The sequence below is a fragment of the Pseudochrobactrum asaccharolyticum genome (assembly GCF_003314995.1).
Taxonomy (GTDB): Bacteria; Pseudomonadota; Alphaproteobacteria; order Rhizobiales; family Rhizobiaceae; genus Pseudochrobactrum; species Pseudochrobactrum asaccharolyticum.
Map to the genome: position 1 here is coordinate 682,024 of NZ_QNRH01000002.1, position 23,923 is coordinate 705,946.

At 49.7% G+C, this 23,923-nt stretch carries 25 protein-coding genes; 7 read left to right on the plus strand and 18 right to left on the minus strand.

Going from position 1 to position 23,923, the window contains the following annotated elements; all coding sequences use genetic code 11:
- Nucleotides 1-81: 81 nt before the first annotated feature.
- From DFR47_RS07615 to DFR47_RS07645, 7 genes are all read right to left on the minus strand, one after another.
- Entirely contained in the window at nt 82-2,691 is a 2,610-nt protein-coding gene (locus tag DFR47_RS07615) for a sensor histidine kinase (RefSeq protein ID WP_113943755.1), read from the minus strand.
- Nucleotides 2,692-2,890: 199 nt separating this feature from the next.
- The gene (gene ahcY, locus DFR47_RS07620) at nt 2,891-4,291 is read right to left on the minus strand and encodes an adenosylhomocysteinase (protein ID WP_113943756.1); all 1,401 of its coding nucleotides are present in this window, start codon (nt 4,289-4,291) and stop codon (nt 2,891-2,893) included.
- A 165-nt stretch (nt 4,292-4,456) separates the two neighbouring features.
- On the minus strand, nt 4,457-4,768 hold the full coding sequence (locus DFR47_RS07625) for an HPr family phosphocarrier protein (RefSeq protein ID WP_113943757.1): 312 nt from the start codon (nt 4,766-4,768) through the stop codon (nt 4,457-4,459).
- A 106-nt stretch (nt 4,769-4,874) separates the two neighbouring features.
- Nucleotides 4,875-5,276: a PTS sugar transporter subunit IIA gene (locus tag DFR47_RS07630; RefSeq protein WP_113943758.1), complete on the minus strand. Its 402-nt coding sequence runs from the start codon at nt 5,274-5,276 to the stop codon at nt 4,875-4,877.
- A gap of 397 nt (nt 5,277-5,673) precedes the next feature.
- Nucleotides 5,674-6,156 carry an HPr kinase/phosphorylase gene (locus DFR47_RS07635; protein ID WP_113943759.1) on the minus strand — a complete coding sequence of 161 codons (483 nt, stop codon included), beginning with the start codon at nt 6,154-6,156 and terminating at the stop codon, nt 5,674-5,676.
- A gap of 18 nt (nt 6,157-6,174) precedes the next feature.
- The gene (locus tag DFR47_RS07640) at nt 6,175-8,016 is read right to left on the minus strand and encodes a sensor histidine kinase (RefSeq protein WP_113943760.1); all 1,842 of its coding nucleotides are present in this window, start codon (nt 8,014-8,016) and stop codon (nt 6,175-6,177) included.
- A gap of 185 nt (nt 8,017-8,201) precedes the next feature.
- Nucleotides 8,202-8,921, minus strand: a complete 720-nt coding sequence (locus tag DFR47_RS07645) for a response regulator transcription factor (protein ID WP_113943761.1) — start codon at nt 8,919-8,921, stop codon at nt 8,202-8,204.
- Nucleotides 8,922-9,228: 307 nt separating this feature from the next.
- On the opposite strand from DFR47_RS07645, the gene DFR47_RS07650 reads away from it, so the two are divergent.
- The 3 genes from DFR47_RS07650 (at nt 9,229) to lysM (ending at nt 11,933) form a co-directional block, all read left to right on the plus strand.
- Nucleotides 9,229-10,839 (plus strand): phosphoenolpyruvate carboxykinase, encoded by a 1,611-nt coding sequence (locus tag DFR47_RS07650; protein ID WP_113943762.1) that lies wholly within the window; start codon nt 9,229-9,231, stop codon nt 10,837-10,839.
- Nucleotides 10,840-10,941: 102 nt separating this feature from the next.
- Nucleotides 10,942-11,382, plus strand: a complete 441-nt coding sequence (arfB, locus tag DFR47_RS07655) for an alternative ribosome rescue aminoacyl-tRNA hydrolase ArfB (protein WP_113943763.1) — start codon at nt 10,942-10,944, stop codon at nt 11,380-11,382.
- Between the two features lie 101 nt (nt 11,383-11,483).
- Nucleotides 11,484-11,933 carry a peptidoglycan-binding protein LysM gene (lysM, locus tag DFR47_RS07660; RefSeq protein ID WP_113943764.1) on the plus strand — a complete coding sequence of 150 codons (450 nt, stop codon included), beginning with the start codon at nt 11,484-11,486 and terminating at the stop codon, nt 11,931-11,933.
- A 62-nt stretch (nt 11,934-11,995) separates the two neighbouring features.
- Here the strand turns inward: lysM and coaA are convergent, their stop codons facing one another.
- The 7 genes from coaA to hisB form a co-directional block, all read right to left on the minus strand.
- Nucleotides 11,996-12,952: a type I pantothenate kinase gene (coaA, locus tag DFR47_RS07665; RefSeq protein ID WP_374788339.1), complete on the minus strand. Its 957-nt coding sequence runs from the start codon at nt 12,950-12,952 to the stop codon at nt 11,996-11,998.
- 51 nt (nt 12,953-13,003) lie between these two features.
- A complete protein-coding gene (locus tag DFR47_RS07670; RefSeq protein WP_113943766.1) occupies nt 13,004-13,327 on the minus strand; it encodes a phosphoribosyl-ATP diphosphatase in 324 nt (107 codons plus the stop codon).
- 167 nt (nt 13,328-13,494) lie between these two features.
- The gene (gene hisF / locus DFR47_RS07675; RefSeq protein ID WP_113943767.1) at nt 13,495-14,280 is read right to left on the minus strand and encodes an imidazole glycerol phosphate synthase subunit HisF; all 786 of its coding nucleotides are present in this window, start codon (nt 14,278-14,280) and stop codon (nt 13,495-13,497) included.
- Nucleotides 14,273-15,019, minus strand: a complete 747-nt coding sequence (gene hisA / locus DFR47_RS07680) for a 1-(5-phosphoribosyl)-5-[(5-phosphoribosylamino)methylideneamino]imidazole-4-carboxamide isomerase (RefSeq protein ID WP_113943768.1) — start codon at nt 15,017-15,019, stop codon at nt 14,273-14,275. The genes hisF and hisA overlap by 8 nt, the downstream gene beginning before the upstream one ends.
- On the minus strand, nt 15,016-15,666 hold the full coding sequence (gene hisH, locus DFR47_RS07685) for an imidazole glycerol phosphate synthase subunit HisH (RefSeq protein WP_113943769.1): 651 nt from the start codon (nt 15,664-15,666) through the stop codon (nt 15,016-15,018). Before hisH ends, hisA begins: the two co-directional genes overlap by 4 nt.
- 1 nt (nt 15,667) lies before the next feature.
- On the minus strand, nt 15,668-16,186 hold the full coding sequence (locus DFR47_RS07690; protein ID WP_113943770.1) for a DUF2628 domain-containing protein: 519 nt from the start codon (nt 16,184-16,186) through the stop codon (nt 15,668-15,670).
- Between the two features lie 2 nt (nt 16,187-16,188).
- Nucleotides 16,189-16,791: an imidazoleglycerol-phosphate dehydratase HisB gene (gene hisB, locus DFR47_RS07695; protein ID WP_113943771.1), complete on the minus strand. Its 603-nt coding sequence runs from the start codon at nt 16,789-16,791 to the stop codon at nt 16,189-16,191.
- A 166-nt stretch (nt 16,792-16,957) separates the two neighbouring features.
- On the opposite strand from hisB, the gene hslV reads away from it, so the two are divergent.
- From hslV to DFR47_RS07715, 4 genes are all read left to right on the plus strand, one after another.
- The gene (gene hslV, locus DFR47_RS07700; protein ID WP_022709154.1) at nt 16,958-17,515 is read left to right on the plus strand and encodes an ATP-dependent protease subunit HslV; all 558 of its coding nucleotides are present in this window, start codon (nt 16,958-16,960) and stop codon (nt 17,513-17,515) included.
- Nucleotides 17,516-17,569: 54 nt separating this feature from the next.
- A complete protein-coding gene (locus DFR47_RS07705; protein ID WP_374788352.1) occupies nt 17,570-18,172 on the plus strand; it encodes a DUF2585 domain-containing protein in 603 nt (200 codons plus the stop codon).
- Between the two features lie 5 nt (nt 18,173-18,177).
- The gene (hslU, locus tag DFR47_RS07710; protein WP_113943773.1) at nt 18,178-19,485 is read left to right on the plus strand and encodes an ATP-dependent protease ATPase subunit HslU; all 1,308 of its coding nucleotides are present in this window, start codon (nt 18,178-18,180) and stop codon (nt 19,483-19,485) included.
- Between the two features lie 178 nt (nt 19,486-19,663).
- Nucleotides 19,664-20,647 (plus strand): DUF1402 family protein, encoded by a 984-nt coding sequence (locus DFR47_RS07715; protein WP_113943774.1) that lies wholly within the window; start codon nt 19,664-19,666, stop codon nt 20,645-20,647.
- Between the two features lie 9 nt (nt 20,648-20,656).
- On the opposite strand, the gene DFR47_RS07720 is transcribed toward DFR47_RS07715, so the two are convergent.
- From DFR47_RS07720 to DFR47_RS07735, 4 genes are read right to left on the minus strand one after another with little or no spacing between them, the layout of a single operon-like run.
- Nucleotides 20,657-21,034 carry a helix-turn-helix domain-containing protein gene (locus DFR47_RS07720; protein ID WP_113943775.1) on the minus strand — a complete coding sequence of 126 codons (378 nt, stop codon included), beginning with the start codon at nt 21,032-21,034 and terminating at the stop codon, nt 20,657-20,659.
- Nucleotides 21,031-21,720, minus strand: a complete 690-nt coding sequence (locus tag DFR47_RS07725) for a Smr/MutS family protein (RefSeq protein WP_374788340.1) — start codon at nt 21,718-21,720, stop codon at nt 21,031-21,033. Before DFR47_RS07725 ends, DFR47_RS07720 begins: the two co-directional genes overlap by 4 nt.
- A 58-nt stretch (nt 21,721-21,778) precedes the next feature.
- Nucleotides 21,779-22,894 (minus strand): murein transglycosylase A, encoded by a 1,116-nt coding sequence (mltA, locus tag DFR47_RS07730; protein WP_113943776.1) that lies wholly within the window; start codon nt 22,892-22,894, stop codon nt 21,779-21,781.
- Nucleotides 22,895-22,928: 34 nt separating this feature from the next.
- A complete protein-coding gene (locus tag DFR47_RS07735; RefSeq protein ID WP_113943777.1) occupies nt 22,929-23,633 on the minus strand; it encodes a Tim44/TimA family putative adaptor protein in 705 nt (234 codons plus the stop codon).
- Nucleotides 23,634-23,923: the final 290 nt, after the last annotated feature.

Genomic DNA, 23,923 nt, shown 5'->3' on the forward strand with positions numbered 1-23,923 from the left:
TTCCGTTATTATATGCCCTGCCCGTCATCTGCGGACATGATGAGAATAATGATATTCAGAGGAAAAAACAGCCTGATCCGGTTATTCCGCTGCCGTGCGATAAATACGGGCATCCAGCGGGAAACGCACAAGCACAGTTGTACCTGAGGACGGTGCCGTGCGGATATCAACCGTGCCGCCATGCAGTTCCACAAAGCTTTTCACCAGTGACAAACCAAGCCCTGCCCCACGTCGACGACCGCCATTGCTATGCGACTGGAAGCGTTTGAAGACTGTATCCAGCACTTCCTTGGGCATACCCGGACCATTATCATGGACGCTGAATACGATATGCTCATCACGGCGACGGATATCAAGCGAAACCTCTGAACCTTCCGGCGCATAATTGGCTGCATTGCTCAGTAGATTAAACAATACCTGATGCACACGATTGGCATCGCCGCGGAAACTGGTGACCGCATCTTCAATCCGGACTTTCAGCGCAATGTCATGTTCACGCAGGCGATCCGCCACGCGCTCACTGGCAGCAGTGACGGCATCACGCACGGATACATCGCTGACATCCAGCTCCATAATACCGGCATCAACGGTCGCCAGATCCAGAATATCATTCACAATCGTCAGCAGGGTCAGCGAGGACGTGCTGATATGTTCAACATATTCGCGCTGACGGTTATTCAGCTCACCGAAGCCCGGTGTCTGCAACAATTCCGTAAAGCCGATAATGTTGGTGAGCGGCGAGCGCAGCTCGTATGATACGTGCTGCACGAAATCATTCTTGATCTGATCAGCCAGTTCCAGCGCTTCATTCTTGTCTTTCAGCGCACGTTCCACATGCACCGTATCCGACACATCAACAAAGGTCAGCATCATCTGCCCCTTTGGCAGCGGTACAACGGCATAGGAAAGGATTGTGCCGGTGGACAGTTCCGCCTGCCCCTGCGTGCCTTCACGCTTGTCAGCAATACCGGTCACAGCCGAGACAAATTCGTCCCAATAACGGTCATCGGCCAGTTCTTTGCACTGCTTGCGAATGACCGAAATATGCGTGCCTTCAACGGCAATGGTCGGCGGGATTGACCACAATTCGGCAAAGGCCGGATTGGACAGGCGAATGCGACCATCGGCGCCGAACACGGCCACGCCTTCAGCCAGATGATCCAGCGTTTCGCCCTGCACTTTCATCAAAGTATTATAACGGCTTTCGAGATCGAATTTCTCGGTCATATTCTCGAAGAACCATGTCACCCCGCCCTGCGGATGCGGATTGGCAACCACACGCAAGGTGCGGCTGTCGGGCAGATGCCACCAATGTTCCTGCGGATCAACGGCACGATAAGCCGACAGCATGGATTCTTTCCAGCGGCGCCATTCCGGCTGTTCCGGTAATTTACCGTCACTGCGCAAACCGTCAAACAACATGGCATTGCTCGGATGGCTTTCCAGATAGGCAATATCCAGCGACCACAATTTGGCAAAAGCCTGATTGAAGAATTGCAGCTTCATTTCCGGATCAAAAATCGCCACAGCGGTTGAGAGTTGGTCGAGCGTTTCCGCATGGCTGCGAAGCGTGCGCTGCAATTCAGCCCGCACCTGCTCCAGATCACTCATATTGGCTGCAAAACCGGCAGAACCCGCAGAGCAAGCAACTTCTGCAACATCCAGCATATGGCGGTCGCCATCAATAACTGTCGCCAGACGATCGCGGAAAGTCGCAATGGATGCGCTCTGCGATCCTGTTAACGGCACAGCAGGTTGCTGGTTTTGGGAGGTTCCGTCAGCAGACAAGACGCGCTCGCGCTCAATCTTCTGGCGTGCCTGCTCGCCGAGCAATTCACGGCCTTCCTGCAGAACCTGATCAAGATCCGTTGCGCCAACAGCCTGCACATAGGCGTTATTTGCCCAGTTCAACCGTCCGTCGGTGCCGCGTGTCCATACAGTCTGGTCAAGGCGGTTTAACAAGGCATAGAGCATGGTCAAAGTGTCAAACAGCTCATTATTCTGCATCTGCAATTGTGCAGCTCTGGCCTGAACACCATCCACATTAATAAAGCGGGTAATCGCATAGGCGCCGGTCGTTTGCCCCTGCACTTCCAGCATTGTGCCATTATTGGTTTCAACCAGAAAATCAAATGAGCGACCATGTTCACGCAGCGATAAAGTCGCGCGTTCAAGTGCAACAACGGAATCGGTGCGAAGCCAGCGCCCGAAACTTAAAAATGCTGCAGTATCCTGAGGTGCACCGCTGGCAACCGGTAATTGTCCAAGGACTTCTGTCTGTTTATTTTGCTGTGCTGTACCACGTTTTGCAGGCTCAGCGCCTGCCCAGACGACAATACGCTGATCTTTCAGATTAAGCAGGGTTTCGCTGCGCGTCACCATGTGGCTAAGATCCGCAACACGTGCACGCAAAGCCGTATTTTCTCTGTTCACACGATTGCGGCTGCGGATAATCCAGCTGACGGATAACAGAGCTGCACCTGTCACCCCTACAACAATGGCAAATTGCACAACCTCATTCGGGCCGACGGTGCTGCCGCCTGGCAAGGGAATGCGTCCGATATCATAGTTTTGTGCCAGTGCATGGCCGGAGAATAAAACGGAAGAGAATGAGGCTGCTGCGGCCAAAGCTTTACGAAAATGACGGCTGATAAAAGAGCCTTTATTTCCTGATGCGCTGACACCTGACATGCCTTAAAATTCTCCGTCACAGTATTCACTGCTTCATATCTGTTTAAAAATCAGCGGCAGTAATTTCTGCCATTATCTTCGAATCATACCACAATACAGGCACGGGAATTCAGATTGAAGCGCTGCGTGGGCAAAAATAAAAACCGGAAGAATGTCAATTCTTCCGGTCTCAATATCTAGTATGCTGATCAATATATGGTTAATATCTGTAGTGATCAGACTTAAATGGCCCCTGCGGTGTTACACCGATATATGCAGCCTGTTCCTCAGAAAGCACAGTCAGTTTCACGCCAAGCTTGGTAAGATGCAGACGGGCAACCTTTTCATCAAGGTGTTTCGGCAGCACATAAACTTCATTTTTATAATGCTCGCCACGGGTAAACAGCTCGATCTGACCCAATACCTGATTGGTGAAAGAGGCCGACATTACAAAGCTCGGATGACCGGTCGCGTTGCCGAGATTGAGCAAGCGCCCTTCGGATAACAGGATCAGACGTTTATCATCCGGGAAGGTGATCATATCCACCTGCGGCTTGATATTTGTCCATTTCAGATTACGCAGCGCACCAACCTGAATTTCATTATCAAAGTGACCGATATTGCCGACAATCACCATGTCTTTCATCTTGCGCATGTGTTCGATGGTGATGACATCTTTATTGCCGGTTGTGGTAATCACGATATCCGCATCAGGGGCAGCATCATCCAGTGTCACCACTTCAAAACCATCCATGGCAGCCTGCAGAGCGCAGATCGGATCAACCTCTGTGACTTTAACACGGGCACCGGCACCAAGCAGCGATTGCGCCGAGCCTTTACCCACATCGCCATAACCGCAGACAACAGCCACTTTACCGGCCATCATCACGTCAGTTCCGCGGCGGATACCATCGACCAACGACTCTTTACAGCCGTATTTATTGTCGAATTTCGACTTGGTCACACTGTCATTGACGTTAATCGCAGGGAAAGGCAGCTGACCGGCACGCTGCAACTGGTAAAGACGGTTCACACCGGTGGTGGTTTCTTCCGTCACACCTTTTAGTGCCGCACGCTGGCGGGTGAAAAAGCCGGGCGTTTCGGTCATACGCTTTTTGATTTGAGCGAAAAGAATTTCCTCTTCTTCACTACCCGGATTGGACAGGACATCTTCACCGGCCTCGGCGCGTGCACCGATCAGAATATACATGGTGGCATCGCCGCCATCATCGAGGATCAGATTAGAAGGCTCACCATCCGGCCATTGGAAGATTTTGTCGGTATAGGTCCAGTATTCTTCCAGCGTTTCCCCTTTAATGGCGAAAACCGGTGTACCTTGTGCAGCGATTGCCGCTGCCGCATGATCCTGTGTCGAGAAAATATTGCAGGATGCCCAACGCACTTCCGCACCCAAAGCCTGCAATGTTTCAATCAGCACTGCTGTCTGAATTGTCATATGCAGGGAACCGGAAATACGCGCGCCTTTGAGTGTCTGCTGCGGGCCGAATTCCTCACGTGATGCCATCAGACCCGGCATTTCTGTTTCCGCAATGACAATCTCTTTGCGTCCCCAGTCCGCCAGACCGATATCCTTGATGATATATTCTCCCGATACAGACATCTGCACTCCGCCTTCAGTTGTTACAACATGGATAGGCAATTTGTATCAGATCAGATCAGAGGGCTCAAATAAAATATAAGGCAATCTTTATATCTTTATGTAACAGAAATCCGGCATAAAAAAAGCACCGGAAAACCGGTGCTCTTATAAATTAAAAGGCTGAGATCAGCATTCTTCGCCGAATTTATCACCAACGAGCTTCTCGAGGGCATCCAGTACAGCGACGGCCTCAACGCCGCAGGCGCTGACTTCAATGCAGCACCCCGGAGAGGCTGCGAGCATCATCAAGCCCATAATGGATGTACCGCCAACGCTCATGCCGTCTTTTTCAACACGGACATGGGCATTAAAACTATCCACCAGCTGCACGAATTTTGCTGAAGCCCGCGCATGCAAACCACGCTTATTTACAATCGTAAATGAGCGGCTTTCCGCTTTATCTGCCTCATAACAGCCGCTGACAGCAACTTGCGCCATATTTTACTTTCCCGTCAAAAATGACGCCTGAATGGTCATCAGAACCCAAGAGTCTTTAGACCCGCAGTACCTGACTTTGTTATTTGCCAGTCAGGTACTGACTTAGTTACTTACTAGTCAGTACCTGACTGGCAACATTAATATATTTACGGCCGGCATCCTGCGCCTCACGCAAAGATGCTTCCATATCACCGGACTGGCGCACACTGGTCAGCTTGATCAGCATCGGCAGATTAACCCCTGCGATCACCTCAACCCTGCCCGCATCCAGCACTGAAATTGCCAGATTGGATGGCGTTCCGCCAAACATATCCGTCAGGATAATGACACCCTGCCCGAGATCAGCTTTTTCAACCGCCGCGACAATATCTTCACGGCGTTTTTCCATATCATCATCGGCACCGATACAAACGGTTTCGAAATGTTCCTGAGGGCCGACAACATGCTCAACAGCATGGTGAAACTCTTCGGCCAGCCTTCCGTGCGTAACAAGCACGAGTCCGATCATTATGTAACTGCTCCTGCCGGTCGCTTTTCCATTGCTGCACTCAAACTAGCGTCGAACCCACAATATAAAAGCCTGTAAGCTATATCTTAGCCCGAACCACCGGTTCAGACATTTATTCATAAAACTTAAGCTCTCCGGCCAACAGAACCTGACTGTGCAATCAGGTTTTCAACATTGGCCAGACCGTCTATGTTGGCACCGAGAATAATGAGTGCAAGCAAAAAATAAAGCCCCCCATGATTTTCGTCGGTTATGCCGCACTAAACCATATTGATATCTATCAATCAGCCGTTAAAAAAACATTGTATATCAGCATGTCCTACGCTCGACCGGATGCTGTGACCATTTAAAAAGTAGCGGGATCATCCGAATATCGGATATTTTACGGCCTGATGCTTTAGGCAGTCTTACTGCCATCCCAGCGTTTCATAAATAAAGTAGCTTCAATCGCTCTGGCACATTGCAGCGAATCACAACCGCCGGTCAGTTCGGGCAGTGTCAGAACCGGCAGCATAAATCCTGCCAGATCGCGTTGTTCATCTCTTGGGTAGCGTGGCGCTTTATCGGCACAAACCAGTTCTACCAGCAGATTGACCTCTGCCTGCGGTTGATATGGCACCTCAAACAGACCTGCACCGCGAATTTCAATTGCACCGGCAATAACCGAAGGTGTCGATGCGATCAGCTTTTTATTGGTAATGTTGAGAATGGTCTGATCATCAGAAATCAGCGTACCGACACGCCCTGCCTGTTGCGCCCGCTCAATGAGTGTCAAAGCCAGCGATGATTTACCGGAACCAGAACTGCCGCACAGTAAAACACCGAAAGAACCGAGAACCAATGATGTGGCGTGAAACACAAACCCTTCAGATTTAGCCATGTGTTTCTCCGCTTTTCATCAATTATCTGTATTTTGTGCGACCTGTGTGCGCTGACGCTTGGTATTTTCCGGTAATTCTGCAGGTAAATCAATCAGGAACCGCGCACCCAGCCAATGTTCCGGATTTTCCGGATCAAGAATATTCGACGCTGTCAGCGTGCCTCCATGCGCTTCAATAATCTGCCGGCTGATCGACAATCCCAGACCGGAATTCTGACCAAATGCCTCTGATGACGGGCGATCCGTATAAAAACGCTCAAAAATACGCTCAATATTTTCAGCACCAATCCCCGGGCCATTATCCTCAACGGTTACCTGAATTTTAGAGCCTTTATGCGCCAGATAAACACGGATTTCACCATTATCTTCCGGCACAAAGGTACGGGCATTTTCAATCAGATTTGACACGACCTGACCAAGACGCAGATCATGCCCCGGCAGATAGAAACCTTTTGCCCCTGCCGGTAATTTACCGATATCGAGCAGAATTTTAGTACCAATTTTATTGCGTCGTACTTCCCGCGCTGCTGCCACGATATTATTGAGCAGTGCCTGCATATCCACACGGTCAGTATGTTCACGGGCAAGTTCGGCATCGAGACGTGACGCATCCGAAATATCAGTAATCAGACGATCAAGACGGCGCACATCATGCTGGATTACATCCAGAAGACGGGTTTTCGCACTATCAGTTTTTGCCAGCGGCAGCGTTTCAACCGCACTGCGCAGCGATGTCAGAGGATTTTTCAGCTCGTGGCTGACATCCGCTGCAAAGCTTTCAATAGCCTCAATACGCGCATAAAGCGCATCGGTCATATCGCGGATCGATGTCGAGAGATGCCCGACCTCATCCTGACGATCAGAAAAATCCGGAATTTCCACACGGCCTTTAATACCATTACGCACACGATCAGCAGCTTCTGACAATTTGCGCAGCGGATTAGCAATGGTAGACGCCAAAAACAGCGACAGGATCACCATAACCAGCGATACAACCACAAAGACGCGCAGGATCGCATTGCGCTCACCGCGCACGATTTTGTCGATATCGCCGCCCTCGGTCGACATCAGCAATACACCAAGTACCGCACGATAGCGCTGGATCGGCACAGCGACCGACACAACCAGTTCGCCTTTTTCATTGCGGCGTTGTGCTTTGCCCGAAGAACCGGTCAGCGCTGTAATCACTTCCGGATAAACAGAGCCATTACCGCCCGGCTGCTCCTGATAAAGCGGCAGGCTGTTGCGGTTAATCAGATTATTGAACCAGATGCTGATACGGTCGCCAAAACTACGATCTTCTTCATCCAGCTCCGGCAAATCATAGCTCAGCACCTGGCCGCGTGAATAGAGATGACGGGAATCCAGCAGAATATTGGCATTATTATCGTAAATACGCGCACGGGTACTGGTCGGCGAAATCAACGTTCGCAACAATGGTGCGACTTTTTCCGGATTGATCGGAAATTCCCAGTTATCCGGAGAATCCGGCGAGGGCGTGATACTCTGTCCGGCTTGCAGTTCCAGCAATTTATCCGGATCGATCATAATCGAATTGGTATCGACACTTGCCGAAGAGGCAATCGAGGCTGCGATAATCTTACCTTGTGTCAAAAGGCTTTCAATCTTCGCATCCACCAGCCCGTCGCGGAACTGGTTGAGATACATAATCCCCGAAACCAGCACCGCCAATGCTGCGAGATTGAGAAACAGAATACGTTTGGTCAGGCTGGAAAACACATAATTGCCCAGCAAGCGGCGCAGCGGTGAAAACAGTCGTCGCCAGACAAGCGACCGCTGTCTTCGTGCAACACGTTCCTTGCGTCGCTCTATGTTTCTGTTTTCCGTTTCAGCGACCATTGAAAACGATCAGTTCCTTTAGCTGAAACACAGGACATCATGTGCTTGATAAGCGCATGATGTCCTGTGCTTTAAATATCTACGGGGCTTATACACCTCGTAGTTTTATTTTAGCGAGGCTTTTTACACCTCGTATTCCTTAATTTTACGAGGCTTACGCCTCATGCTTCTTAGTTTTGCGAGGCTTACGCCTCGCGGAAGCGATAGCCAACACCGTAAAGCGTCTCAATCATTTCAAAATCATCATCAACAACTTTGAACTTTTTACGCAGACGTTTGATATGGCTGTCGATCGTGCGGTCATCAACATAGACCTGCTCGTCATACGCCGCATCCATCAGCGCATCACGGCTTTTCACAACGCCCGGACGCTGTGCCAGCGAATGCAGAATAAGGAATTCTGTCACAGTGAGGGTGACCGGTTCGCCTTTCCATGTGCAGGTATGGCGTTCCTGATCCATTTCCAGCTGGCCGCGCTGTAATGATTTAGTCGGCTGACCCGGATTTTTAACCGCACCTTCACGAGCGGCCACACGACGCAGAACCGCTTTCACGCGTTCTACCAGCAGGCGCTGTGAGAATGGTTTGGTGATAAAATCATCCGCACCCATTTTCAGGCCAAATAATTCATCGATCTCATCATCTTTCGAAGTCAGGAAGATCACTGGAAGATCAGACTTCTGACGCAGACGACGCAGCAGTTCCATGCCGTCCATACGTGGCATTTTAATATCAAAAATCGCGAGGTTCGGCGGACGCGCAGTCAAACCATCCAGTGCGGACGCACCATCTGTATAGGTCTCAACCCGATAGCCTTCCGACTCCAAAGCAATGGAAACAGAAGTCAGGATATTACGGTCATCATCTACGAGCGCAATGGTCTGTGTTACCGGAACTTCCTTCATCAGGTCGTTTCTCCTCAATCAAATTCAACTATTCAATATATAGCACGTCTTTTAAGCAGCACAAATTAAGTACAAAGTAAGGCAACAGCACTTTCTCATTTAATTTACTGGTCATTTTTGTCGCGTTTTTTGTCTCACGCTATGTGGATAGCCAGAAAATAAATCATATAAAAACGATTTAAAAAAAATTTAAAAAATTTTAAACGATTAAAGATTTGAAATTGTCTCGCTAATCTGGTTGTGACTTTGCCTTAGCGCGGAGAGAAAATGCGCTGTTGACCAACCACTAAAACTGCGAGTGAAAATTATGATCGAGACTGGCAATCGCAACCCAGCTGCTTCCATTGCAACGACGGGGCTAAAAGACCTCGCCGCGGTCTATTATAATTTTGGGCCCGCCCAGCTTTATGAAGAGTCAATCCGCCGCAATGAATCGACCGTAACTGCTCAGGGCGCGTTGATGGCCGTTACCGGTCAGCACACAGGCCGCAGCCCTAAAGACAAATTCGTTGTGCGCGATGCAACCACCGAAAATCAGATCTGGTGGGATAACAACAAGCCGATGAGCCCGGAAAACTTTGCCAAGCTGCATGCCGATTTCATCGAGCACGCCAAAGGCAAAGAACTGTTCGTTCAGGACCTGATCGGCGGTGCAGACGCTGAGCACAATATCAAAGTTCGCGTTGTTACCGAATTTGCCTGGCACTCGCTGTTCATCCGCAACCTGCTGATCCGTCCTGAAATTGCTGCCCTGCAGAGCTTCATGCCGGAAATGACCATTATTGATCTGCCGTCTTTCCGTGCAGATCCTGAAAAATACGGCTGCCGCACAGAAACCGTGATCGCCTGTGATCTGGTCAACAAAATTGTACTGATCGGCGGTACTTCCTATGCCGGTGAAATGAAGAAATCGGTCTTTACCGCTCTGAACTACATTCTGCCTGCAAAAGGCATTATGCCGATGCATTGCTCGGCCAATGAAGCACCAAACGGTGACACCGCGATTTTCTTCGGTCTGTCCGGCACCGGTAAAACCACCCTCTCCGCTGATCCGACCCGTACGCTGATCGGTGATGATGAGCACGGCTGGAGCGAAAACGGTATCTTTAACTTTGAAGGCGGCTGCTACGCCAAGACCATCCGTCTCTCGGCAGAAGCTGAACCGGAAATCTATTCCACAACACAGCGTTTCGGTACTGTACTGGAAAATGTTGTTCTCGATGAAAACCGCCAGCCGGATTTCAATGATGGTTCACGCACAGAAAATACCCGCGCAGCCTATCCGCTGGACTTCATCTCCAATGCATCCAAAACCGGTACTGCCGGTCAGCCGAAAAACGTCATCATGCTTACTGCTGATGCGTTTGGTGTGATGCCTCCGATTGCCAAGCTGACCCCTGCTCAGGCTATGTACCACTTCCTGTCCGGCTACACCGCTAAGGTTGCCGGTACAGAAAAAGGTGTAACCGAGCCGGAAGCAACCTTCTCCACCTGCTTTGGTGCGCCTTTCATGCCGCGTCACCCTTCGGAATACGGCGATCTGCTGCGTAAGCTGATTGCTGAGCACAAAGTTGACTGCTGGCTGGTAAATACCGGCTGGACCGGTGGTGCTTACGGCACAGGCAACCGTATGCCGATCAAAGCAACCCGCGCCCTGCTCTCCGCAGCGCTGGATGGTTCGCTCAATGGTGCAGAATTCCGCACAGACCCGAATTTCGGTTTTGAAGTTCCGGTTGCAGTTCCAGGTGTTGATTCAAGCATTCTTGACCCGCGTTCCACATGGGCAGACAAAGCTGCTTATGATGCACAGGCTAAAAAGCTGGCCAACATGTTCATCGCAAACTTTGCCAAGTTTGAAGATCATGTTGATGCTGATGTGCGTTCGGCTGCACCGGCTCAGGCCATTGCTGCTGAATAAATAATCTGCAGTTCTGAATTTAAGAACGGTGCCCTTCAGGCACCGTTTTTTATTTCTGCACTTCTCTTCGCAGTTTTAGGATAATCCGTTATAAATCCGCTCATGACGGAACAAAACAAACATCTTATCCGCATTACCAACCGGATCAGTATTCACGAAAATCTGCTGGAAGAGAGCTTTATCCGCTCGTCAGGTCCCGGCGGACAGAACGTGAATAAGGTTTCAACAGCCGTGCAACTGCGCTTTGCAGCTCTGCAGGCAGGACTTTCGGAAGATGTCTATTCGCGCCTCATGAGCCTTGCAGGGCAGCGTGGCAATAAAGACGGTGAGATTGTGATTGAAGCCAGCCGCTTCCGCAGTCAGGAGAAAAACCGTGAAGATGCCCGTGCCCGTATGATTGCTTTGATTGCCGAGGCTGCCAAACCACCACCACCGCCACGTAAAAAGACCAAACCGACCAAAGGCTCTGTTGAACGGCGTCTGAAAGCAAAATCCGGACGTTCAGATGTCAAGAAAATGCGCCAGCGGGTCAAATCGGACTAATCGAACAAGAATAGCGGTATTTTAAATAACCGGCTTTCTTAATTCATATATCTGCCTATATTCTTTACCGGATCGTACCTGATACCAAAAGGAGAGACAGAATGGGCATATTTGATTTCGTGAAATCGGTTGGTACCAAACTTGGTTTTGGTGACGATGAACCTAAAGCTGAAGATCTGAAAAAAGAGCTGGATTCCCACAATCTCGGCACCGGTGATGTGCAGGTCTCTGTGCAGGGCGACAAAGCTGTTCTGACGGGTAATGTCAAAGATCAGTCTGCTTTTGAAAAAGCAATTATTGCAGTCGGCAACTCCCTCGGTGTATCCAAAGTGGAAGCCTCAGAGTTGAAAGTTGATGGCACAGCGGAAGGCGCTGCACCGGTTTTCTACACTGTGAAAAAGGGCGACAATCTCTGGAAAATCGCTGAAGCCCAGTATGGCAAAGGCCATGGTGATAAAAATCCGCAGATTTTTGAAGCCAATAAACCAATGCTGACCTCACCGGACAAAATCTATCCGGGTCAGGTTCTGCGCATTCCGCCACTGGCATAATAATAGTTTTAATAAAAAAGCCCCGCCTGTCAGCAACAGCGGGGCTTTTTCACATAAAAAACTCAGATTTTGCGTAGCGCGACTTCTTCAATCATATGGTTTTCGCCCTTGCGCAGGATCAGATCCGCGCGCGGGCGTGTCGGCAGAATATTCTCAAACAGGTTTTTGAGATTGATATTCGTCCACAGCCCTTCGGCAATCGACAATGCTGCCTCTTCCGACAATTGCGAATAACGATGAAAGAAACTCTGCGGATCACGGAACGCCGTTTCACGCAGTTTCATGAAGCGGTTGATATACCATTTGTGGATCAGTACCGGATCAGCATCAATATAAATCGAGAAATCAAAGAAATCCGACACAAACGGCACCGCTTTGCCATCCGCAGGCAGATCACGCACCTGCAAAACATTAATGCCTTCGAAAATCAGGATATCCGGCCGGTCAATTTTCACATGCTCACCGGCAACCACGTCATAGGTCAGATGCGAATAGACCGGTGCCTCAACATGGCTCATCCCCGCCTTCATCGATGACAGGAAATTCAAAATAGCGCCGGCATCATAACTATCCGGAAAACCTTTACGCTCCATCCGGCCTTCAGCACGCAGCACTTCATTGGGATAGAGAAAGCCGTCGGTGGTCACCAGCTCGACTTTAGGGCTAGACGGCCAGCGACGCAGCAATTCCTTCAGAATACGCGCTGTGGTCGATTTTCCGACGGCAACAGAACCGGCAATACCAATAATGAACGGTGTTTTGACCGTATCATCTTTCATCAGAAACTGTTTGCGCTGCTTATAAAGCGATTGCAGCGCCTCAACATGGGTGGACAGCAAACGCGACAGCGACAGATAAATCCGGCGCACTTCATCCAGATCCACCGGATCGTTGAGTGAGCGCAGACGCTTCACTTCATCCAATGTCAGGGTCAGCGGCGTATCGGCACGAAACTCTGCCCATTCTGCAGCGGTAAAAACCTGATAAGGCGAATAATGCGTCTTTTTAAAAAGATCCATGGAGTGCATTTCGATCTCTGAATAAACTGGATTGCGAATGAAGACTTCCGGTTATTCCGGTTTTCGCGCAGCTTTTTCCTGAAGGCCGGTCTGAGACGTGCGATTGTCCAGCTCCTCCATTACGGATTCCAGAGAGACCCCTGCAATTTTCCACACCACCATCAAATGATAGAGCAGATCGGCACTCTCCGAAATAACGGCTTTTTCATCCTGCATCATCGCTGCAATAACAGTTTCAACCGCTTCTTCGCCCAGTTTCTGGGCGGCCTTATGCTGACCTTTGGCAATCAATGAAGCCGTATAAGATGAGCCGTCTGTGACCGCTGCGCGTTTTGCAACAATCTGCTCAAGCTCAGCAAGGGTGAAATTTGTCATGCTGCACTCCCGTTTCAGTGCAATTTATGGAATGCGCGATAAGAATCCCGCACAGCAATGCCAGTGGTCTTTAAAGCAAATGAGGGATGAAAAGCACCCCTCATTGCATGAAACAACTTAATTTACCAAAGAAACAGAGGTTTTCTGTTTGAAAAACCTCTGAATATTTAATTTTGAATATCATCCAGACGCATAGCAATACCGTGACTTGCCATATAGCGTTTAGCTTCTTCAATTGTGTAAGTGCCGAAGTGGAAAATAGATGCTGCCAATACCGCGCTGGCATGACCTTCTTTAACACCAGCCACCAGATCATCCAGCGAGCCGACACCGCCGGATGCAATTACCGGAACACTTACAGCATCTGCCACAGCGCGGGTCAGCGCCAGATCATAACCAACTTTAGTGCCGTCACGATCCATCGAGGTCAGCAGGATTTCCCCTGCTCCGCGATCAACCATTGTGCGGGCAAACTCAATCGCATCCAGACCGGTTGCGTTGCGACCGCCATGGGTGAAAATCTCCCAGCGATCCGCCTCGCTTTGCGCCGATACTTTCTTGGCATCCACGGCGACTACGATACACTGATTGCCGAATTTATCGGCTGCTTCTGCAATCAGATCAGGATTTTGTACCGCAGCAGTATTGATTGAAACCTTATCGGCACCGGCCAGCAAGAGTTTGCGGATATCAGCAACGGCACGTACACCGCCACCGACTGTCAGTGGCATGAAACATTGCTCAGCGGTACGCGCAATCACATCAAAAATCGTCTCACGATTGTCGGAGGATGCAGTGATATCGAGAAAGCACAATTCGTCAGCACCTGCTGCATCATAGGCTTTTGCAGCTTCCACCGGATCACCGGCATCAATCAAATCAACAAAATTGACGCCCTTGACGACACGCCCGTCCTTAACATCAAGACATGGAATAACCCGTGCTTTAAGCATTTTCGCCTCCCCGCGCGGCTTTTAAGATTGCAAGCGCCTCAGTCGGGTCAATACGGCCGTCATAAAGTGCACGACCGGAAATCGCACCTTCAAGCTTGCGCGCATCAGGCTGCGTCATCCGATGAATATCATCCATCGAGGCAAGACCGCCGGAAGCAATCACCGGAATAGACACGGCTTCTGCCAGCGCCAAAGTTGAAGACCAGTTGATGCCTGCCAGAATACCGTCGCGGTCAATATCCGTATAGATAATCGCTGCGACCCCTGCCCCTTCAAATTTCTGCGCCAGTTCAATCACGCCGAGTTCTGAGGCCTCTGCCCAGCCCTCAACTGCAACCTTACCGCCTTTGGCATCAATACCAACAGCGACTTTGCCCGGAAATTCTTTACAGGCTTCAATCACCAGCTGCGGATCACGCACGGCAACGGTGCCGAGAATGACACGGGAAAGCCCTTTGGAAAGCCATGCATCAATATGCTCCAGCGTGCGGATGCCGCCGCCGAGCTGAACCGGATTTTTGGTTGCTTTGAGAATAGCCTCAACCGCTGCACCATTGACACTGGAACCGGCAAAAGCGCCGTTCAGATCAACCACATGAAGCCACTCAAATCCCTGATCTTCAAAGGCTTTCGCCTGAGCTGCAGGATCAGTGTTATAAACCGTGGACTGGTTCATATCACCCAGTTTCAGGCGAACGCATTCACCGTCTTTAAGGTCAATTGCCGGAAAAAGTATCATGGCTTCCACTTCAGGAAATTAGTAATGAGTTTAAGGCCGAGGTGCTGGCTTTTTTCCGGGTGGAACTGCGTGCCGACGATATTATCGCGTGCAATTGCCGCCGTGACTGATCCGCCATAGCTGGTGGTTGCCAGCACATCAGCGCTGTTTTTCACATCAAACATATAGGAATGCACGAAATAGGCATGCAAACCATGCTCACCGGTCGCAATATCATTGAAAACCGGATGATCATGCTTGAGCTCAATCGTATTCCAGCCGATTTGCGGGATTTTCAAAGCGGGGTCAGACGGTTTCATCTCGCGCACATCGCCTTCAATCCAGTTCAGACCATTGGTTGTGCTTTTTTCCAAACCGCGTGTTGAAAGCAGCTGCATTCCGACGCAAACGCCGAGAAACGGCCGCGCTTTATGCTGCACAGCCTCATCCAGCGCATCGACCATACCGGCAACGGCATCCAGTCCGCGGCGGCAATCGGCATAGGCGCCGACACCCGGCAGCACAATATGATCTGCGGCCAGCACGGCTTTGGCATCACTGGTCACGTCCACATAAATAGGACTGCCCATATCCGATACCGCACGTTCAAAAGCCTTGGCTACCGATTTGAGATTTCCGGAACCATAATCAATAATGGCAACACGCATGTCACGACCTTCCGTGATATTCAACCAGACCGATCATAGTGTTTTCCGTATCAGGTACACTATTGCCGGTTGTGCTTTTCAACACTGCTTTGGCGGGAGTATCAGCCGGAGGCTCCGCTTTTTCAGCAGGTTTTGACGCACCATAAAAATAAAGAATTTCCGCATCGCTCAAGTCATTGGCACTGATCAGTGCCACCTCCTCATAACCTTTGCGTCTGAGAGCCGTGAGATACCAGTTACGCCCTTCCAGCGCAACAAACAGCGACAGCAAAAGTGACAGGCCGGAAACGACAAAAGCCGAGGAAAGATATGAGCCTAAAACGCTGAATGCGCCCCAGCTGATCAGTGCAACCATCAGCGCATGCCACCACAGCCGATGCGTAAGCAGCCAGAGAAACGGCAGGATCAGAGCAAAGACCGTAAATTCATCGCGCACGAAAATCGTATGGTCACCGCTGACAGCTTTAACCGGTTTCAGTTTCACTGCATCCGTTGGTTCCAGAACGATATAGCTGGCCATAATCAGCCTTTCAGCGTACCTTTTGTCGAAGGAATGGCATCTTTCTGCCGCGGATCGGTTTCAATCGCCATACGCAATGCGCGCGCCACAGCCTTGAAACAGGTCTCGGCAATATGATGATTATTGATACCATAGCGCATATTCACATGCAGGGTAATGCCTGCATTCTGCGCCAGCGCCTGAAAGAATTCGCGCACCAGTTCTGTATCGAATGTGCCGATTTTCGGCGCATTGAATGCCACATTCCACACCAGAAACGGACGACCGGATACATCGAGTGCCGCAGAGGTCAGTGTCTCGTCCATGGCGAGATCAATCGAGGCATAGCGCACGATACCGCGACGCTCACCCAGAGCTTCCGCAATAGCCTTGCCGATCGCAATACCGGTATCTTCAACCGTATGATGGTCATCAATATGCGTATCACCCTTGGTGGTAATATTCATATCAATCAGCGAATGTCGCGATAATTGCTCCAGCATATGATCGAAAAAGCCAACGCCGGTCGAAATATCGAAACGACCCGTACCATCCAGAAACACTTCAGCTTCAATGCTGGTTTCTTTGGTGCTGCGGCTGACTTTTGCTGTACGCTGATTGCTCATATTGATAACCCGATTTTGTTCTTCTCCAAGGTTGTTCTAGAACAGAGCCGGAGTTTTGCCAAATGCTTTGATCATACAGGGTGTATTATTGTCCGTTGTAATTTACGTATGAGAACATAAATACAGCAGATCGATTTGATGAATACCAATCAGCGGAGTTGCGCAAATGATTGAACATAATCCGAATACAATTTACGGCACCACCATTGTTACCGTGCGCAAGGGCAATAAAGTGGTGATCGCCGGTGACGGACAGGTGTCCCTCGGCCAGACTATTATGAAGGGCAATGCCCGCAAAGTGCGCCGTATTGGCAAAGGCGGCAGTGTAATTACCGGTTTTGCCGGTGCGACAGCCGATGCTTTCACCCTGCTGGAGCGACTGGAAGCCAAACTGGAGCAATATCCGGATCAGCTGATGCGCGCATCCGTAGAACTGGCCAAAGACTGGCGTACGGACCGTTATTTGCGCAAGCTGGAAGCGATGATGCTCGTTGCTGACAAAAACATCACTCTGGCTATTACCGGTCTTGGTGACGTTCTGGAGCCGGAAAACGGCGTTATGGCCATTGGCTCCGGCGGCAATTATGCCCTGTCGGCAGCACGCGCGCTGATTGATACAGATATGGATGCAGAAACCATTGCCCGTAAAGCAATGACCATTGCCGCTGAAATTTGTGTCTACACAAACAGCAATTTCACCGTAGAAAGTCTTGATTGCGCGTAAGAAGCTGCCAATTATGCGAAAACTAAATTTAATTCTGTTTTTCGCTAAAGGTATATTGTGAACGCATCACCAGTTTCATCCAAAGCAACCGGCTCATCGTGGCCATGGGGTAAAATCCTGTTCATCATCGGGATAACAACAGCCATACAGGCGGTTATCCTTTATATGATGGGTCGTGTACCGGTTTGTGAATGCGGAACAATCCGTCTCTTCGTGAATGAAGTGAACAGCAATGAAAACTCCCAGCAATTCTTTGACTGGTATACGCTGTCCCACATCATTCACGGGTTTCTTTTTTACGGATTGTTCTGGCTGATTGCACCAAAAGCACCGCTGCATGTGCGGTTGCTGCTGGCGCTTGGATTAGAAATCGGCTGGGAGCTGGTTGAGAATTCGAATTTCATTATTGATCGTTACCGTGCCAATACATCTTCCGTAGATTATTTCGGCGACAGTATCCTCAATTCCGTATTCGATACGCTCTCCATGGTTCTGGGCTTTTTTCTGGCAGCCCGGCTTCCTATATGGGTGATAGTCGCCACGGCAGTGTTTTTCGAAATTCTTGCCCTTATCGTTATTCGAGACAACCTCATTCTTAATGTTATCATGCTGCTGCATCCGTTCGACTTTATCCGGCAGTGGCAAAGCGGATCCTGATAAATATGACCACATTTTCTCCCCGTGAAATCGTCTCTGAGCTTGATCGCTTCATTATCGGTCAGAATGCAGCCAAACGCGCTGTAGCTATTGCCCTGCGTAACCGCTGGCGCCGTCAGCAGCTGCAAGGCCAGATGCGCGAAGAAGTGATGCCGAAGAATATTTTAATGATCGGGCCTACCGGCGTCGGTAAAACAGAAATTTCACGCCGTCTTGCCAAACTGGCCGGCGCACCTTTTATCAAGGTTGAGGCAACCAAATTCACCGAAGTCGGCTATGTCGGCCGCGATGTGGAACAGATCATCCGTGATCTGGTGGAAATTGCCATTGGTCTTGTTCGCGAGAAAAAACGCGAAGAGGTCAAAGCCAAAGCCCATATCAATGCGGAAGAACGCGTGCTGGACGCACTGGTCGGCAAAACAGCCAGCCCTGCAACCCGCGACAGTTTCCGCAAAAAGCTACGTGAAGGCGAACTCGACGACAAAGAGATCGAGATTGAAATTGCCGATACCAGCTCAGGTATGCCGGGCTTTGAAATTCCGGGCATGCCGGGTGCCAATATCGGCATGATCAATTTAAGCGATATGCTTGGTAAAGCGATGGGCGGGCGTACAAAGCCGCGCAAGACAAGTGTCAAAGAATCTTATGCGCTGCTGATCAATGATGAATCCGACAAGCTGCTGGATCAGGATCAGGTGACACAGGAAGCGCTGGAAGCAACCCAGAACGACGGTATTGTTTTCCTTGATGAGATCGACAAGATCGCATCACGTGAAGGCGGTACAGGGGCAGGGGTTTCCCGCGAAGGCGTACAGCGCGATTTGCTGCCGCTCGTCGAAGGCACAACCGTTGCGACCAAATACGGACCGGTTAAAACCGACCATATCCTGTTTATCGCTTCCGGTGCGTTCCATGTGGCCAAGCCATCAGATCTCTTGCCGGAATTGCAGGGTCGTCTGCCGATCCGCGTTGAGCTCAATGCCCTGACACGTGAAGATTTCCGCTCGATCCTGACCGAAACTGAAGTGAGCCTGCTGAAACAATATGTGGCACTTATGGCCACAGAAGAAGTGACGCTGGAAATTACGGATGATGCAATTGATGCACTTGCGGATATTGCCGTTGATCTCAATTCCACCATTGAGAATATCGGTGCGCGTCGTTTGCAGACAGTGATGGAAAAAGTGCTGGATGATATTTCATTCAACGCGCCGGATAAAAGCGGCTCCGTCTTTACCGTTGATGCGGATTATGTCCGCAACAGTATCGGTGATCTGGCCAAGAATATCGATCTGTCGCGCTTTATTCTGTAATCAGGCTATAAACGCGCATATCAGTATTGTGTGACATTCACACATCAGATGCAGTTAAGTTTTGAAACCCTCTCGACTTGTGCGTGAGGGTTTCTTATTTTCTGCACGAAGTTAAAATGCCGTGCTTTCCTGAAATTCTTTTAGTAATGAGAGCAAGTGCAAATGGAGCAAAATACTTATGAATCTCGGCCATCCTTTTAAAAAGATCGCAATCGCAGCCGGAACAGGTATTTTTGCATCCACAATCATTTCAGGCGCACTCATCTCAGCCGCACAGGCAACGACAGTTGTACCGGCAGGCAATCGTAATGCGACACAGCCACCAATTCCTGGCGCTTCGGCCAACCGTACAAAAAAGCTGAATACAACTTATGAAGCGAAATATCAGAAGATTTATACGCTTCTGAAAACCGACCGTAATCTGCGTTCAAAAATCAAATCAACAGCTGCCGCCTACAATATTGATCCGGTGCATATTGCCGGTGCAATCATTGGTGAGCACACCTATAATGTTGATGCCTATGACCAGTTGCAGACCTATTATGTCAAAGCCATTTCCTATGTGAAACAAGGCGTCAGCTTTGAATATAAAGGCGAGGCTGTCGGTGATTTTATCAAGCGCCCGGAATTTGCGAAATGTTCAGGCCTGTCCGACAGCTATTCTCTGTGGGTCTGCCGCGAAAACATCTGGGATACACAATTCCGTGGCAAAAAAGTCGATGGTAAATCCTATCCAAATAACCGCTTTGCCGCTGTATTCTTCCAGCCTTTCTATGCCGGTCAGACCTTTGGCCTCGGTCAGATCAGCCCGCTGACCGCGCTGCAAATGTCCGATACGGTCAATCGTGTTTCCGGCCTGCCAAAACTCAACGCAGAGAATGGTGCGCAGGTCTATAAAACCATTATGGATCCGGATCTAAGCCTCGCTTATATGGCAGCGACGATCAAACATTCCATCAGTTCTTACAAGAAATATGCCGATTTCGATATTTCGAAAAATCCGGGTATTACAGCAACTTTGTATAATACCGGCGGTGCGGATTCACGTGCCCGTGCACTGGCTGCTGCCAATGCAGGTAAACCAAATAAACAGCTGCCGCAAGAAAATTACTATGGATGGCTGGTCAATTCCAAAATGGATGATTTGCAATCACTGTTTTAATTAAACAGTTTAGCGCAGGCTGCGGTGCTTTTTATAAGCCTGCCGCAGCATTGTGCTGAGACTTGTAATCGTTTCTTTATCCAGAATATGGATATGATTGGCCAGCAGATTGGCCAGTTCTGTGGCCTCCGGTGATAATCCCGCCGTATCAATCGTCACGCGCGGATGCGAGATCATTGCAAGATTTTGCAGTTCTTCGGCTTCGTCCCAGATAATATTCAGATAGCCGATCATTCTTTGCAGCAGATCCCAGGTCGGCTGTCCGCGCCGCCCGTGCTCCAATGCTGAGAGATATGCAGCAGAAACGCGAATGGCTGCGGCCATCTCTTTCTGACTGACACCCCGTTCTTCACGCAATTGCCGTAACCGCTGCCCAAATGGCGTCATGATAGTGACCGTTTATTCAATTGGAGAGACTGGCGTTCTGCAAGCTTCTCAGCCGGTGTTTTACGCAGTCTGACATAGAGCGCACCTTGTCCGCCGTGATGGCGCACAGCATCCTCATAGGCGCTCACATAGAGGCGGAAGAGGGGTGTAGAGAACCAATGCGGCACTGCCTGTTTTAACACCCCGTCACTGCCCATGGATGTGCCTTTACCGGTAATAACCAGCACAAAGCGCAGGCCTCTGTGCCATGCATCCGCAAGAAAACCGTAAAGCAGGTCATGCGCCTCGCGCTGGCGCATACCGTGCAAATCGATCCGTGCCTGAATTTCAACACGCCCCTTAGCAATTTTGCGGATGGTTGGCCGGTCAATATCATGGAGCGGATTGGTGACCGTCTCCTGCTTTTTACGCGTTTGCAGAGATGTTTCGCTCGCAGCTTTTGCTGTTGCGGCTTTCACCGGTTCTGCCTGCACCCGCTGCGGAATATTCAACCCGTTTTCCATATCCCACAGATGCATATCCTCAATCGCAAAAGCTGGCCGTTTGGCGACCGGACGTAAAGGACGGGTGGTGCGGGCAACAGTTTCCCAGAGAATGCGATCTTCCGATTTCAGAAAACCGGAGGTTTGCTTCGGTGCGATTTCCGCAGGCTTCTGCTCTTCTTTCGGATTTTTCAACATTCTCATTATATTTTTATCCGAAACGCGTGGTACAGAGCGTTTTTTCTTCGTGGTTTTCATCGCACTACTCCGCTCCATTTTTGCGGGGAAGTAACATAATGAAATCCGCATCATGACGTATCCGGCCGGCAAGCTGGCCTGCTTCATCGCCGGAACCGAAAAACAGATCGCCGCGGGCAGGGCCAAGAATGGCTGATCCGGTATCTTGCGCAATCATCAAATGACGAAATGAACCGTCATTTTCTAAAAGTCCGTGTACATTTATGAAAAACGGCGTGCCAAAGCAATGATATTTACGATCAACCGCCAGCGATCTTTGTGCGGTGAGAGGTACTTTGGCAGCTGCCACCGGCCCTGCCGCCGCATCATCCACCGGTGCCTCACGGAAGAAAATATAAGAACGGTTATGCCATAGAATTTCATCAACACGGGCAGGGTGCTCTGCCAGCCATTGCCTGATGGTCTGCATGGTGACCTGTGAAGGTTCCAGTTCACCTTTATCGATCAGGACGCGTCCGGCGCCCGTAAAGCCATGACCGGACTTGGCCGCATAGGTCAGACGCATCTGTGTGCCGTCTTCAAAGTTCAGCCGCACAGCGCCCTGTACATGGGCAAAATAGGCATCCACTTTATCCGCAACATAGGCGATTTCCAGATCTTGCCCTGCCAATGCCCCCTGATCAATCGCCTGCCGGTCAAAATACTCTGTCACCTGCCCGTTGTGATAACGGCCAAAGGCCATATCCTCAGGCAAATGTTTCGGGCGTTTATCCGCATCCAGCTTAATGAGATCTGCCGGCTTTCGGTAAAACGGCACAGAAAATTGCACCGTTTTTACACGGGAAGCCGCAATTTCCGGCTCATAGAAACCGGTTACAAAACCGGTTTTCCGGTCATGGGGAATAATTCTGACAGGATAGAAATGGTGCTCAAAAAACGCACGTGCTGTATCAGCGCTAACTTGGTGTGATGCTGCCAGTGAGCGTGCTTTTACAAAAACCGGTAAAAGCTCTTCAAATTTCGGGCCTAAAATCCCGCTTTTATAAATATTTGTTTCCGCATAGATCGCGCATTTTAAAAATGTAGAAAACGCCGCTGCGTGATCATCCTGTGCCCAGCCGTCACAATCAGCGAAATCTAAAACGTCAAAAGAGCAGTGTTTTTCAGACAGATCTGACATCACACTGCTCCTCTCATCATTTCAGCAACAGGAATTAGTCTTCCGCTTCTGTAGCAACCAGTTTCCAGTTTGGATCGCGGTTTGCGGTATTCCGCGCGAAAGTCCAGACATCGCGGATTTCCGCAACTGTTTCCAGATCGCCATCAATAATATTGCCCTGCTTATCCTGCGTTGCAGAAATCATCTCACTGACAATACGCACTGTAACCTGTGCATCTTTGCCCTTCATATCAGCCGCAACAATTTTCGCCTGATTGATACCGACAAAGGTGGAATTGACCTTTTCACCACGGGTTTCGCGTTCTTTGATCGCAGCATCAAAACCTTCATAAACATCTTTGGAAAGCAGGTTTTTCAAGGTTTTACGATCGCCGTCCGCATAGGACAGTACAATCATCTCATAGGCCATTTTAACGCCATTGAGGAATTCTTTCGGATCAAAGCTGGCATCCTGTGCACGGATATTGCGCAGACCGGTATTCAGCTCTGTGCCCTCAGGGGCAATCGCATCGATCGATTTGAAATCTTTAGCCTGATTTTCAATGGTCTGGCGCTGCGGCAAGGCGACAACATTATCTTTCTGCTGAGACGCCTGCGCTGTGTCTTCCTCGCGCCGTGTATACGGATCGAATGGCGGGCGCTCATTACCTGTGCGTTTTCCCAGCACGCTGCGCAATTGCAGAAAAATAATCACTGCAACGATGAAGAAAAAGAATGTGCCAAAACTGAAAAAATTCATACCGCTCGCCAACTATCTCCGCAGTTATCTGCCGGATCACACAATGAACACCTCAGTCTCAGGTTTTGCCTGTACTGATGAATTATACAATATCTTTTTTACAGAGCATATTCAGAATATGCTGTAACAGGCCTGATCCTTATACCGAAAAAGCCTTCAGATACGCTGTCATCAGCCATAATCTGCTGATAAGATACCATAAAAACGCTATGTTTTAAAAAAATATATAGTTCACTGCATTCCGGCATTCAAATGCCAAACCGGCATTCTTATCTATATATTCTGTTTAA